Annotated in this window: 7 protein-coding genes; 2 read left to right on the top strand and 5 right to left on the bottom strand. The window is 45.2% G+C overall.

Going from position 1 to position 15079, the window contains the following annotated elements:
* Nucleotides 1-20 precede the first annotated feature (20 nt).
* Both serS and MHB56_RS16825 read left to right on the top strand, forming a co-directional pair.
* Entirely contained in the window at nucleotides 21-1310 is a 1290-nt protein-coding gene (gene serS / locus MHB56_RS16830) for a serine--tRNA ligase (RefSeq protein ID WP_076124541.1), read from the top strand.
* Nucleotides 1311-1725: 415 nt separating this feature from the next.
* The gene (locus MHB56_RS16825) at nucleotides 1726-8058 is read left to right on the top strand and encodes a 5'-nucleotidase C-terminal domain-containing protein (RefSeq protein ID WP_341143778.1); all 6333 of its coding nucleotides are present in this window, start codon (nucleotides 1726-1728) and stop codon (nucleotides 8056-8058) included.
* A 106-nt stretch (nucleotides 8059-8164) separates the two neighbouring features.
* Here MHB56_RS16825 and MHB56_RS16820 read toward each other — a convergent pair whose 3' ends face one another.
* The 5 genes from MHB56_RS16820 to MHB56_RS16800 all read right to left on the bottom strand — a co-directional run bounded on the left by MHB56_RS16820 (nucleotide 8165) and on the right by MHB56_RS16800 (nucleotide 14998).
* Nucleotides 8165-8803, bottom strand: coding sequence for a histidine phosphatase family protein (locus MHB56_RS16820; RefSeq protein WP_076302339.1), 639 nt, complete (start codon nucleotides 8801-8803; stop codon nucleotides 8165-8167).
* 38 nt (nucleotides 8804-8841) lie between these two features.
* Nucleotides 8842-9645 carry an aminoglycoside N(3)-acetyltransferase gene (locus tag MHB56_RS16815; protein ID WP_341143777.1) on the bottom strand — a complete coding sequence of 268 codons (804 nt, stop codon included), beginning with the start codon at nucleotides 9643-9645 and terminating at the stop codon, nucleotides 8842-8844.
* 73 nt (nucleotides 9646-9718) lie between these two features.
* The gene (locus MHB56_RS16810; RefSeq protein ID WP_341143776.1) at nucleotides 9719-11278 is read right to left on the bottom strand and encodes a response regulator; all 1560 of its coding nucleotides are present in this window, start codon (nucleotides 11276-11278) and stop codon (nucleotides 9719-9721) included.
* Nucleotides 11275-13185, bottom strand: coding sequence for a cache domain-containing sensor histidine kinase (locus MHB56_RS16805; protein WP_081387132.1), 1911 nt, complete (start codon nucleotides 13183-13185; stop codon nucleotides 11275-11277). The genes MHB56_RS16810 and MHB56_RS16805 overlap by 4 nt, the downstream gene beginning before the upstream one ends.
* A 118-nt stretch (nucleotides 13186-13303) precedes the next feature.
* On the bottom strand, nucleotides 13304-14998 hold the full coding sequence (locus MHB56_RS16800; RefSeq protein ID WP_036682600.1) for an extracellular solute-binding protein: 1695 nt from the start codon (nucleotides 14996-14998) through the stop codon (nucleotides 13304-13306).
* Nucleotides 14999-15079: the final 81 nt, after the last annotated feature.

Raw genomic sequence — 15079 nt, 5'->3', positions numbered from 1 at the left:
CCAAAAAGGAGCGAAACGGTATGCTGGATATGAACTGGATCAAAGACAATCAGGAACTTGTAAGAAACATTACGGCTTGGAAAAGAGTCGACTTCCCACTGGATGAACTGCTGGAATGGGATGAGAAACGGCGCGAATTGCGCCAAGATACGGAACAGTTGAGAGCCCAGCGTAACGGGCTGACCAAAGAGGTTGAACGACTTTTACGACAGGGTGACAGCGTGGCAGGAGAAGCAGTTAAAGAACAAGTAAGAGAACTGAACAACCGCCTGAATCTCTATGAGGCAGAACTAACTGAGGCAGACCGGCGCTGTGGAGAACTCATGCTGCTCGCACCAAACCCTGTATCGCAGGATACACCGATTGGCCATGATGATAAAGATAATGTAGAACTGCGACGAACCGGAACGCTGCCGGAATTCGGCTTTAAACCGCGTGATCATGTAGAGCTAGGCGAGCTCCACAATATCATCGATATCCCCCGTGGCGTCAAAGCAGGCGGCCCACGCAGCTATGTGCTGAAGGGTGCAGGGTTGTTGTTACATCTCGCTGTACAGCGGCTGGCCATTGATGTACTAACTGCCCGCGGGTTCACGGTGATGGATGTTCCCGTAATTGTCCGTCCGGAAGCGCTGGAACGTACGGGCTTCTTCCCCGGCGGGATGGATCAGACCTATGAGCTAAACGGAGACAATCGCTGGCTGGTAGGCACATCGGAGGTGTCGCTTGTCTCGCTGTATAGCGATGAGATTGTCGAACTGGATTCGCCAATGCGACTCGCCGGAATGTCGGCCTGCTTCCGACGTGAGGTAGGATCGGCGGGACGAGACGTGCGTGGCCTGTACCGTGTTCATCAATTCTCAAAAATTGAACAAGTTATCTTATGTCGGAATGATGAGGGCGTATCAGAAGGCATGCTGCAGGAGATTCTTGCGAATGCAGAGCATATTCTACAGCTCTTGGAACTTCCCTATCGGATCATGTCTGTCTGCACAGGAGATATGTCCCTGAAGACACATAAGCAGTATGACATCGAGACTTGGATGCCAAGCAGAGAGGCATACGGAGAGACACACTCGGCTTCCAACCTGCTCGATTTCCAAGCTCGTCGTTCGGGCATTCGTTACCGGGATGCCGACGGTAAGCTGCAATACTGCCACACCTTAAATAACACCGCAGTGGCTACACCAAGGATCCTAATTCCGCTGCTGGAGAATCATCAACTGGAGGATGGATCTATTTACATTCCGCAGGCACTGCGTAAATATATGGATGGAATTGAACGGCTTGAGCTTCCGCACCAGCAGTGATGTGTTGTCCAAGTAGATTTAAAATTAATAATGCCCTTCCACTTCTCGATAAGAAGCTGGAGGGGCATTATTTTTGTTCCGATACATTCTATATAATTCTAATCACTATTGTTTTCCCTATGTAAAAATTAACAAAACTCTAGAATAAATTTGTCGCAATCCATAATAAATTCAACAATATATATAACATAAAATTAAAATATCGGTGATCTATTAACCATAAAAATACTAAATTTATAATTAATATTGTATTTATGCACTGTTTTTATACTAAAATCACAACATTTCAATTTTTAGATTTAAATGATGCAAACTTTAATTTATATTCATGAAAGACAACCTTTCATTTTACATTTGAATGCTAAGATTTAATAGGTTGTAAATAAAAGATTCGAGGGGAGAATGACTTATCCAAATGATTATTTCTTCAAGAGTAAGGAAATGGTTCGCTACTGGACTGGCAATGTTAATGGTTGCCGGCAGTGTGTTACCAGCTGTCCAGACCGCCGAGGCAGCACCGGATAATAGCAATATTGTTATCTCGCAGGTCTATGGTGGTGGTGGAAACGGCGGAGCGGAATTTAAAAATGATTTTATTGAATTATACAATCCTACAAATCATCCAGTAGATTTGACTGGATGGAAAGTTCGCTATACCTCAGCGGCCGGAACCTTTAGTAGCGGAACAGACTTAAATGGAACCATCCCGGCAAATGGATACTTCCTTATTGAGGAGGCCACTGGAACGGGAGGAACTACCGACTTGCCTACTCCTGATGTTAGCAAGGGAATCCTTGCTATGAGTGGTACAAACGGCAAAGTCGACCTCGTTGATAAATCAGGTACAACAATTGATTTAGTTGGCTACGGAACAGCTACAAATGTCGAGGGAAGTGCGACCGCTGCTCTCTCCAATACGACAGCCGCTATCCGTAAAGCTGCGGCTGGTGCACCAGCAGACAGCCGCGGTCTAGATACGGATAACAACTCTACGGATTTTGTTGTCCAAGCACCAAGTCCACGGAACAGCACCTACGGTACGTTACCTGAATTACCGGAAACTGCTAGTTCCGCAGTAGCTTTACCAGCCCCTAATGCCTGGCCGGCTGGTACAGAAATATCTTTGAATTCTCCAACGGTTGGAGCATCCGTCTATGCAGCTGTTTATGGATCAGGTGGTTCAACTAATTTCCAACCTTACACAGGGCCTATTACCTTAACTGAGGACACTACGATTAAAGCGTATGCTTCAGAACCAAATATGCCAGACAGCCCTATATCGACTTTTGATTACACTATTCTGGCCAAAACAGATGTTGCAACAGCACGCCTTGCTAGTAAAGGTCAGAATATTTTAACAGAAGGTATCGTAACTCACATTAATGCAGCAAAAATGTATATTCAGGATGAATCCGGCGGGATCGTACTTTATGGTTTCCCAGAGTTCGCAAACGTTGGAGATCGTGTTGAAGTAAGCGGCACAATGGATATCTACAGCAACCTGCAAGAAATCAAATTCCAAAGTGGACTTCAATACAATGTAGCTGCACAAAATGTTGGGGTGCCTGCACCAAAATTGATTACAGCAACCGACTTGTCTGCCGCGAACGGCGAAAGCCACGAAGCTCAGCTGGTAACTATGAATAATGTGACCATAGACAATGTAAATGGCAGCACGGTGACTGCTAGCCAAGGTGGACAACAATTCACAATTTTTTCAACCCTGCCTAAACTAGTTAAGGGTAAAACCTTTGACAATATCACTGGGGTTATCGAGCAATATAGTACGACTTATCAATTCATTCCACTTAATGAAAATGCTTTGGTGGAAGAAACTTTTTCCGTTATGGCCAGCCCTGGCGCAGGTCGCATCATCAAAGGAAGTTCTGTGACCCTATCCAGCCCTACTCTTGGAGCACAGATTTACTACACGACCAACGGAACTGAACCAACAACAGCAAGTAAGCTTTATTCAGATCCGATTACAGTTAATCAAGATCTTACCATCCATGCAATTGTCGTAGCAGATGGCAAGACAAGTAAGGTTTATACCTTTGCATATAAAGCATCTGAACTCCCTCGTATACATGATATTCAAGGAGAATCTCATACTTCTGAGTATGCAGGTCAGAACGTTTCCGATGTAGAAGGCATCGTTACCCAATATGGGTACACCTTCGCCACTGGCGCTTATAGAGGTTTCTTTATGCAAGACCCTCAGCCAGACGATAATGTAAACACTTCGGAAGGTATTTTTGTATACAGCACTAATTCATCCCTTAAGCCTCAAATTGGAGATTTAGTCCAAGTTAGTGGAGCTGTTTCCGAATACAACGAAGGTAACGCAAGTAATTTAACCTCTACTCAAATTACTATGACTTCAATAAAAGTAGACTCCTCTTCAAGTTATACTGTGCCAGAGCCTGTCGTACTTGGTAAAGGCGGGAGAGCCATTCCGTCTTCCATAATTGACAATGACGGCATGGCTGATTTTGAGCCTAATGAAGATGCAATTGATTTCTACGAATCGTTAGAAGGTATGCTCGTCAAGCTCCCTACCCCTACGATTATCAGTCCTTACTGGACAAGTGGTAGCGGAAATTCAATGCTGTATAACATCCCTACAAGAGTAGAAAATGAAACACCTGATGTCATCACACCAGCTGGTGGATTAGTTCTCAAAGAATACAACCAATACAATCCTCAGCGCCTCATCATTGCTTACGGAAATCCGGGTCAAGAAGTCATCACCGGAGATAAGTTCGCGGGAGATGTAACTGGCGTCATCGGATACAACAACGGTAACTTCAAAGTGATTCCGGAAAACGGTAAGCTTCCAGCCATCACTCCAAGTACCTTTAAGCAAGAAACAACTACTCTTGAAGTCAATGATAGTAAGTTGTTGATCGCATCGTACAACATTGAAAACTTCTACCCGGGTGTCGGAGCAACAAAAATCCAGAAACTAGCCGACTCCATCACAAACAATATGAAAAAACCTGACATTATCGGCGTTGTCGAAATGCAGGACAGCAATGGTGAAGCCAATAATGGTATCACTGAAGCAAGTGCAGCCGAATTGATTAAGGCTATTGAAACCGCTGGCGGTCCTGTATATAAATACACAGATATCGCTCCGGAGAACAATATGGATGGCGGTGCCCCAGGCGGAAACATTCGCGTAGGATTCCTGTACAATCCAGCAAGAGTACAGCTTGCAGACAGTGTGAGCGGACAAAAAGGTACAGCTACACAATCCGTTGGATATAACGCAGCGGCAGATCAATTGACCTACAATCCAGGACGAATTGATCCAACAAACTCTGCCTTTGCAAGTTCACGTAAACCCCTTGCTGCACAGTTCGTATTCGGTGGCGAAACAGTAATTGTGATCGCTAACCATTTCAATTCAAAAGGCGGCGATACCGGTCCTTTCGGAAATGTTCAGCCCCCTGTATTGTCCAGTGAAACACAACGCCATAAAATCGCGGCGGTCGTAAACGGATTTGTCAAAGAGGTTCTGACTGCAAATCCTAAAGCCAACATCGTAGCTCTTGGCGATTTGAATGATTTCCAATTTACTAAAACTGCAACCCTCTTAAAAGGTACAGAACTAGATAATTTGATCGATACATTGCCTTTAAATGAGCAGTATACGTACACCTATGACGGAAACTCTCAAGTGCTAGATCATATTCTTGTCAGTAAAAATCTAACGGCTTCTTCTAAAGTAGATGTCGTTCATCTAAATGCCGACTTCTCACCATCGAACGGTCGGGTATCCGATCACGATGCGGTTTTGGCACAGATTGATTTTAATACTGCTGAAGACTTCCCACTAACCATTCTGCACACCAACGACACACATGCAGGATTAGATACTGTCAGCTCGCCAAACAACATCTTACGCCGTGTAACAGCAATTAAAGATGCCAAGGCGACTACAGAGAATCCTATTCTTGTGGACGCAGGTGATGTGTTCTCCGGAACACTTTACTTCAATAAGTATCTGGGTCAAGCAGACCTGGCCTTTATGAATCTGGTCAAATATGATGCTATGACTTTCGGTAATCATGAGTTTGATAAAGATTCAGATGTACTGTCCAAATTCATTGGCAACGCAAAGTTCCCATTTGTCTCCTCCAATGTGAACTTCTCAGCGGATGATATTCTTAGCAAAATGTTCACCAATGAAATCGGCCGCTCAGGTAATGCTGGAACCATCTACCCTGCGCTGATCAAAGAAGTAGACGGCCAACAGGTCGGTATCATGGGTCTGACGACAGAAGATACAGCGAACATTGCTTCACCAGGTAAAGTGACCTTCGAGAATGCCTTCGCTAAAGCGGAAGCAACGGTCGCTATGCTTGAAAAAGAGAAAGTTAACAAGATCATTGTTCTTTCACACCTTGGCTATGAAGAAGATCTCAAGCTAGCCAAAGCCGTTAACGGCATTGATATTATCGTTGGGGGTCACAGCCACACGCAACTGGATCAAGCCGTTGTAGATAACACCGATCCTAACGCACCGAAGCTTATTGTGCAGACCGGTGAAAAAGGTCTTTTCCTTGGCCAACTTGAAGTTAAATTTAACAAAGATGGCGTACTGACCGATTGGAAAGACCAATTAATCTCCATCGATGCTAAAAACGGTACTAACTACGTTATCGCAGAGGACCCTGAAGCTAAAAAGATCCTGGATACCGAGTATAAGCCGGGTATTCAAGAACTAACCAATGAGGTAGTAGGAAATTCAGAGGTTGTTCTAAACGGCGTTCGTGATAATGTGCGCACAAAGGAAACTAATCTTGGTAACCTGATTGCCGATGGCATGCTTTATGCAGCTCAAAAAGCGGGCACTAATGCCGTAATCGCCTTGCAAAACGGCGGCGGTATTCGCGAATCCATCAACGAAGGACCGATCACACAAGGCGAAGTACTCGGCGTACTTCCATTCAACAACGATCTGGTTACGATCACTTTGACTGGACAAGAAATTAAGGATGCTATGGAGAACGGGGTTTCCAAAACGCCGGCAGCAGACGGACGTTTCCCACACGTTGCAGGGTTGAAATTCTATTACGACTCTACGAAACCTGTGAACGAACGTGTATTGCGTATTGAAGTGAAAAACGGGGATAAATACGTTCCTCTGGATCTGAACGCATCCTACGAAGTAGCTACGAATGCTTTCACAGCGAAGGGTGGAGATTTCTATACTTCACTTGAAAAGGCCTATAAAGAAGGCCGCGTGAATCTGCTGTACCTACCGGACTTTGATGTATTTACGAAGTATCTGCAGAAGGTTGGAACGGTCACTGCGAACACTTCCGCCGTTGAAGGCCGGATTGTTGATCTGAAAGGTGCACCACTGCCGGAGACAAATCCAACTCCGACACCAGACCCAACACCAGTACCAACACCAGTACCAACACCAGATCCAACTTCAGTGCCTACATCAGTACCAACTTCAGTACCAACTTCAGTACCAACATCAGTACCAACATCGGCTCCAACAGTACCAACAGCTACACCATCACCAACTGTTGCTCCAACTGTGGCTCCAATTGCTTCAGCACAAGTAACAACAATTGATGCTGCTGATCTAACCAAACAACTTGCTGAACTGCCAACGGGTAGCCAAGAGCTGGTTATTCCGGTTAAAGCCACTACAGGCGGCGCTCAAGTAGTGCTTCCAGGCAGTGTGCTTGTAAAACAAGCAGCAGCACAACCTAACACAGTTCTTACCTTTACTACTGATGGTGCTTCTTATTCCTTGCCACTCCGTGTTGTAAACAGCGCAGCACTTGCCGCTCAATTAGGCACCAGCGACTTTACAATTACGGTATCCATTCTAGTAGCGAATTCGGGAACACTAAGCAGCACAAACCAAGCTATAGCCTCACAGCTGGGTAATGCTACTTTAGCTGCTCCAGTAATCGAATTCAGCGTTTCAGCACAAGCCGGAACTAAGAGTGTGCAGTTGAACAATTTCGGCAGCACTTACGTGAAGCGCACGATCAATGTACCTGCCGTCTTAAATTCAAATAACGCAACGGCAGTGGTCTTCGATCCTGCTTCAGGTAAGATCTCCTTCGTGCCTGCTATCTTTGTTCCTAAAGCAGATGGAACAACGGACGTTACGATTAAACGGAACAGTAACAGCTACTACACCGTTGTTAAGTCTTCCAAAACGTTCGCAGATACTAACGGACACTGGGCTAAATCATCCATTGATCTATTAGCTACCAAACTAATTGTCAGCGGAACAAGCAACGATACGTTCTCTCCTTCACAGTCGATCACACGTGCTGAGTTCGCGGCAATAATTACGCGTTCTCTGGGACTTGCGATAGCTAATGGTGAGACCACATTTAAAGATGTAAACCCAAGTGCTTGGTATGCTGATGCTATTCGCACCGCAGCAGAAGCCGGATTGATTTCCGGTTATACCGATGGTAGCTTTAAGCCGGGTAGCCCAATCACTCGTCAGGAAATGGCCTCGGTATTAGCGAAAGCTATTAAGTACACAGGGAAAACCTTAAATGCCGACCCTGCAGCACTGGCTAAATTCAGTGACGCAGCAAGCATTCCAGCTTGGTCCCAAGCAGCAGTAGCAGAAATCGCTGCTGAGGGAATTATCCAAGGAGCAACAGATGGATCCTTTGCTCCACAGAAGCTGGCAACTCGTGCCGAAGCGGTTACGATGCTGGAGAAGACATTGAAATCTCTCCAGTTTATCAACTAGCAAAAGCTGATCTCCAGCTCTGAAGTCAAAAAGGCGGTTCTTCGAGTGCGTAATGCACCCGAGGAACCGCCTTTTTTTATAAACCCAATCTGATCTGTAGGAAGTGTTATGATTCCATCCCAGCTTCACTCTCTTCGTAATGGCTCGTATCCCCATGCAGCAGGATTTCCGGCACACCATCCGTAAAATCAACCCTGCATAAGCAGGTCGGATAAATGTAAGGCAGATCCCAGAGCTTAGGCAACGCTCTGCCCTCAAAATAGGCCATTAACAGCTTAATCACTACTGTATGCGTGACGATAAGAATGGTCTCACCCTGATGGGCAATGAGAATTTCCTGAAGCTTGCCCAGCGCCCGTGCCTGCACCTCTGCAAAGGTCTCACTACCCTCCACTTTAAACTGCTCAGGGTCTTGCCAGAAATTGCGATGCTGCTCCGAATACTCGCTCTCCAGCTCAGTAGAATCACGGCCTTCCCATACCCCCATGCCAATCTCTTTGAACGCCTCAGAGGTCTTAAGCGGAGTACTCCGCTCTCCTCGAATAATTTCAGCTGTGCGCAGCGCCCTTGGGCTGGGGCTTGCATAGATGACATCCAGCTGTTCAGTGTGCATCCCCCGGCTCAGCCATTCAGCCTGTTGTACACCAAGCGCTGTTAGTTCAGAATCCATATGTCCCTGCATCCGATGCTGCACGTTCCATTCCGTCTGACCATGCCGGGTTAAAAATATCGTTGTTGTACTCATGCCAGCTTCTCCTTCCGTTTCCCCTATCCAATGAGGTTTTACTTCCTGTTCTGTTCCATCCAGTTCACTGCATAATCAACGATTTCCCGTTGCGGAATCAATTGAGCGGTTGCGGAAGCAACCTGTCCATATGTAATAAGTCCCGTCTCTTGTCCAAACTGATCTGCCAGCTGAACGAAATCGTCAGAATCCCAATCCAGCTCCTTAAATTCCACCCACTGCCTAACTCCATCTACCATAATGGGCGCCCCGCCAAGGGTTTCCTTCTTGCCAGCATAAGATGCGCGGCATTCGGCAAGATGCAGGGAAGTATTATTAAGATTGCCAACACCCAGCAACAGTACATGTCCGCCCAAATCGTAAATCCGAGCCAGCGGAGAATCTTCCCCCAGGCCCATTTCAAGCGAATGACCATATATAATTTCGTCTCTATGCTTGCCCCAAGCGGCAAACGAATGTATCGGATGGTCACTGCGTTTTACTCCTTTTTGTTTACGGAAGCAGTCCGGAATAACCCCCATTCCTCTAAGTTGGGTCAGGTCTGGATCATAAGGCGGCATCTGCTCGCGGATACTCTGCCACCACGCCTCCGGCACCGGTGGGTTGCTCCAGCCTGCGGGATCAGTCAGGTCACTGGAATGTGTGGGCATTACCAGCGTGCCAGATTCTCCGAGGACCTCCTCCAATGCCAAAATAACAGCGACCGGGCCCCCGGCTACCCATTGGCCTAACGATTTAAAAGAAGAATGCAATAAAATCGTCATGCCCGCCTTAACGCCCAGTCGACGAAAATCCGCTGCTAATGTCTGAACCGTAATCAAATTGCCTTGTATTTCTTCCACCCTTCATTCCTCCAATGAATCTTCTCAAATCCATTATATAGGAGGGCCGCTTCTAAATGCATCTTCAATAGCCTCAACACTCTTCGGATACTATTTTCGCTCTATAATCACCTGGGGAAATCCCCTCCAGCTCTTTAAAAACACGGGCAAATTGTTTACTGTTCTCGAAGCCTACCTCTTCTGAGACTGTTGCGAGCTTACTGCAGCCTTTTGCCAATAGCTCTTTAGCGTGACGGATACGGACCTTTTTTAAATAAATAACAAAATTCTCACCGGTATATGCCTTAAAGGCTTCGCTAAAATAAGAATAATTCAGGGACACATGATTGCTGACTATAGCCATATTCAGTGGACGGGCATAGTTGGCTTCAATATAGCTCAGTGCCTCTTCCATATCCGCATGTTCGGTATGCGCGGACCTTACGCCTACAATGTATTCATTCACACTCAAGAGTAAGTTCTCCAGCGCACGATAATATTCGTGGAAATGACGATAGTTGTACATATTGCCTACCGTGCGATACAGCTTCAATACCTCTACCGAGGCTTCGCCATGTACCCGAAATACTTCATCCAACACCAGTTCGTTTACATTCTGTCCCACGGACTCCAGATAAGCTAGGTCCAGTTCCTTCAAATGCTCAGTTTGAAAAATCACAGATAGAAGATGCTTCATCTCCTTCTCGCGTTCTGTTCCCAGCATATTGAGCAGCTTGCGAAGCTCTTCCTTAGGTAACGGAAAGTTAGACCGTCCCTGACCAACATCCCCATAATCCAACAAACTCACTTGCGGATATAAAAAAGTATATTGCAGTGCCCGGCATGCTTCCTTATAACAGGAACGGAGGTCCTCAAGACTTCCTCCTTCGCTGCTAATCCCAATCGATAATCCCTTTATTTCCTTAGCTTCAGCTTGTCTGGACAGCTCTATAAAATCCTGTTTTCTGCTCCCGATCAAGACTAATTTGCCATCCCAATCCGTTGTGATTTCCGAGAAAAACTTTTCAAGCGGTCCGATCAATCGTTCCGCCAGTCCTTGAACATCCCCCGACTTCATTCTTGTTCCGTCATTGTAATAGTAATTCAACACACCAACTGTAAAAGGTGCTTGCAGATCACTTAGCCACTCTTGCTGCTCACGTTCCAGCGGAACCTCCTGCTGCATTAGCAGTCCCCGTAAACGACTGGACCGCAGTTCCCTGCGGAAGTGTTCCGTTTCCTGTTCCAGCTGCCTTGCGCTGAGATCCTGTTCTTCCTGTTCCTTATCGATATTCTTCAAAATTTCGAACAACTCATCTCGGCGAATCGGCTTCAGCAAGTAATCCTTCACGCGATAACGAATCGCGCTTTTGGCATATTCGAAATCATCATAACCGCTTAAGATGAGCACTGCTGGGCTTTTCTCACCACTTGTTAGCTTAGATATCTGCTCCAACAGTGTAATTCCATCCATCACTGGCATACGTATATCTGTAATAATAATATCTGCACCTTCGGTCTTAAATATCTCGAAACCCTCTGCGCCATTACTCGCCATTGTGATGGTATACACGGACGGAAATTCTCTTTCTATCATAGTCTTGAGACCGTAACGGATATTCTTTTCATCATCAATGATCAGTAGCTTCTTCATAGTTGTTTTTCTCCTGTCAAAAGAACTTTCGGCAAGGTCAGACGTACCATCGTCCAACTCCCTGCTTCACTCTGTACTACAAGCCCATATTCATCACCATAAAAGATTTGCAGTCGCTGATGTACATTTCTCAGTCCAATACCACCTGTTCGGCGGTCAACATCCCTCTGTTCTGAAGCACTCTCACAGCGCTCATCTTTCGCATAAATCGCCTCGTTCAAAGCAACCAAACGCTCTGGAGTTAAGCCGATGCCATTATCACGAAGCTCTATGCAAATATCACCTTCCGTTTCCGAAATATGAATATGAATGTTCGGGTCCTGTAAATTCTCTTTCTCGTCGCACCAAGCATGCTTAACACTGTTCTCTACAATAGGCTGCAGTGACATTTTCAGCACCTCCAGCTCCAAATATCGAGGTTCAATATGAAGCACTAACTTAACCGGATATTCAAAACGAATATTCATCACTTCAATGTAATTTTCAATGTGGCGGACTTCATCCCGCAGCTTCACATACTCTCCGGACCATTTAAAATTATAGCGCATCATCCCACCCAGCGAGGTCAGTGCGTCCGAGATCGTTCGCTGGTTCTCAATTTCAGCCAGCATTTTTATATTTTCCAGCGTATTATACAAAAAATGTGCGTCAATCTGGTTATGCAGCGTACGCAGCTCAGCCTCTTTAGACAACGCCTGCTTGCTCACTGCCTGAGCCACCAACGTATTGATGGTGTTCATCAGCTTGGAGAAATGATGGGCAAGCTCCCCGACTTCCCCTCCACCACGAATCATTATTCCAGTGTACGCTTCACCTCTACGCACTTTTTTCATCGTTTCGGTCAATCTACGCAGATTTTTTAGAATAAAGGCATTTGTCACATAAGCGATCAGCGTTAGTAAAGTAATAAAACCAACATTGGCTCCAATGATTAAGTTGCGCGTGCGGGAGATATCCTTCATCACTCCTTCCATTGACACTACATTTAACAAATAAGCATCAATTCGTTCTAGCGGAGTGTTAATTAACAAAAACGATTTACCATTCTCCGAGTAATTACTGTCCCATTCGCCAGTTTCCCGGAACTGCTTATACCGTTCTGCAATCATATCAGCCATCTCTAGATTATCCTGCAAAAAAGAATTGTCCGGCCTGGTGAAAAGCTGCAGCTCACTATCCACAAGAAACATCTGGGTCTGATTATCCCGTACATCTGTATACGTCTTGGGTGTAAACCGACTAAGCAGCATATCCACCTGCACCATGCCGATATGATTGTCTGCTGGCCGACTCTTCTCACGCAGCAAAGAAACCTTTGGCAGACTCTCCGTCGGTGCTCCCAAGTATCTCTGCATCAAATCCGGATCATTTTTCTGAAAAGACCAGTATTCCTGCCCCTTCAATTGAAGCGCTTTCTGAAACCATGGGGTGGAAGAAACCCGCTCTTCGCGAAAGATAATCGGCCAAATTTCATGCACCTTATTACTTCTCGAATACAGCCGTAAATGCTCAATATTCGGATTATTAAATTGAATACGAGTCATATTCACATAAGCATTTGTATTAAAATCAACCAAATCTACTAGCTGCGGTTCGGTTTCATTCGCTAAGAATTTTTCTACTTCGGCATCAGAATAAGCCATTTGCGCCGCCCGTTCCATCGCTTCGATCTGATTATGAATATGCAGCTTCTCCATTTGCGACAAATAATCATTTTTCTCGACGGCATCGCGGAGATAGGTATTATTAATGGCTTTATAGGAGTAGACAGAAACCAGCATACACGGGCCTAAAACAATAAAAACATAAGCTGCAATTAAACGGCTCTGAAGTGATCTTCGCCCCCACCAATAACTAAAAGAATGCCATAATGCTCTGGTTCGATCTCGCCTATTCACTTTATACACTTCTGTCCTGTCCACCTCGCTAAAATAGTGAATATTCAAATACTTAATATCTATTCCTTATTATAATTCGAAAATAACCCAAAAGCCCGCAGTTAGCGGGCATTTTGGGTCATACTTTTTATTTTATGGACAGCTTCACTTTATTCTCTTCATATTTCTTTTGTTGGTAGGCATCAAATACATCTTCGCCTTCCTTCTTTCTCTTCTCTAAATACTCATTCCAAATCTTATCGAATTCCGCATCGGAGGAAGCCATGAGCAATTTCGGCATAGTTTTACCGCGCAGCTGTTTCAGCTTCGAAGCGATGATACCTTCAGGAGAGTTTCCTGTTGGTTCGATTTGTTGGAACTCCGAGGAGCCTATGGATTTACCTCTAGTCCAATCTTCCAATTGCTTAAATGGTTCTACCGATTTAGGAGCCCATTGGTCTGTGATATTCGTATTTTGCAGCATCCAGAATGTAAAGGAAGATCCGATTTGCTTATCAAACGTCGAACGGTCTTTATTCATCAAATCAAACACTTCTGGTTTAAATTGATCTTTTCCATCAATCGTATCGTAGCTGACACCTTTTTCGCCTAAGAACAAGTCTTTGTTGCCTTCTTCACTGTTCAAGTAGCTGAGGAAGCGGATAGCACGTGCTTTATCCTTAACATCTTTGGAGATCAGTGTTACCGTCCAACCGGAGATACCAGGGCCATCAAGGGTTGGTTTATCCAAGTTGGTATTGGAAGGTCCGTCAACAGCGATATACGTTTTAGTTGGATCCTGTTGGTAAATCGTTCCTAGTTGTGCTGCAAAGTCTGTACGTTGATACAGCATTGCGAAATAACGGCCTTGGGCAATTTTTTCTTCCATTTGTGGGCGTTTGTCGATAAAGATATCTTTAGCCAGCAGACCGTCTTGATTCGCTTGACGAAGTGCCTTCATCCAGCGGATATATTCAGGATCAGTTTCACGAGCATATACCTTGCCATCTTTTTCTCTTGGGATTGCCAAGAAGTTCTGCAGGTAACCTTCCAAAGAATCGTTACCGTTCTCGGTAAATTCATGCAAACCAAGTGGAATAAGCGGCTGTCCATTTACGTCAGGGAATTTCTCTTTCGCTAATTTAAGCGCATTCAAGAAACCTTCTGGTGTGCGCATATCTGGACTTCCAATAGCTTCATACATATCCTTGCGGACAGCGAATACTTGGTTGGATACGTAATTTTCTCCATATTTCTCATAGTCGGCAGGAGAGGAAGAAGAGTTAGGATAGCCATACACATTGCCGTCTTCTTGTGTATACCAGCCCAGCTTATCAGCATCGGATACTTTAAAGAAGTACGGATCATATTCATCAGCAAGTTTGTTCAATGGAAGAACAAGTTCACCTTCGACCATTTTCTTAATCGCATCTTCCCAGAAGCCCAAAGTGATGAAATCAGGCAATTTACCGGATGCAATCAGCGTGTTAAGCTTCTCATTCTCGTTACCAGCCGGAACGATGAAATTAATATCAACTCCGGTCTTCTTAGTTACATATTGGGAGGTTGGGTCCACGCCCCATTTATTAGGGAACCATGAGAAGTTCAGGTACCAGTCAAATGTAATGGGTGAAGTATCAATCTTCCATCCCGGTTCATCTGCTGATAATGCAGCAGCAGTCGGTTCAGCACTTGCCTCCGTATTAGTAGCTTTAGCGCTGTTAGCATTACCTTCGGCATTCTTGCCAGCATTATTCCCGCTGGAGCAGCCTGCGGCTGACAATGACATCATTATTGCGAGAAGCAGAACTCCCATTGCTTTTGGCTTACGTTTCATGCCCATGCTTGTTTACCCCTTTTCTATGAATGTTAATTATAAGCTCAACCCCAGTGCCTACAGCTGTAGGCAACCGGAGGAGTTATC

Source organism: Paenibacillus sp. FSL H8-0315 (genome assembly GCF_038005365.1).
In the GTDB taxonomy this organism is placed as follows: Bacteria; Bacillota; Bacilli; order Paenibacillales; family Paenibacillaceae; genus Paenibacillus_AQ; species Paenibacillus_AQ odorifer.
The sequence above is the reverse complement of the archived record's forward strand: the minus strand, read 5'-3'. Positions and strand labels throughout refer to the sequence as shown.

What these genes read in the sequence shown, in the direction of transcription:
- serS (WP_076124541.1), top strand. Translation starts at nt 21, where the DNA reads ATGCTGGATATGAACTGGATCAAAGACAATCAGGAACTTGTAAGAAAC.
- MHB56_RS16825 (WP_341143778.1), top strand. Translation starts at nt 1,726, where the DNA reads ATGATTATTTCTTCAAGAGTAAGGAAATGGTTCGCTACTGGACTGGCA.
- MHB56_RS16820 (WP_076302339.1), bottom strand. Translation starts at nt 8,803, where the DNA reads ATGAGTACAACAACGATATTTTTAACCCGGCATGGTCAGACGGAATGG.
- MHB56_RS16810 (WP_341143776.1), bottom strand. Translation starts at nt 11,278, where the DNA reads ATGAAGAAGCTACTGATCATTGATGATGAAAAGAATATCCGTTACGGT.
- MHB56_RS16800 (WP_036682600.1), bottom strand. Translation starts at nt 14,998, where the DNA reads ATGGGCATGAAACGTAAGCCAAAAGCAATGGGAGTTCTGCTTCTCGCA.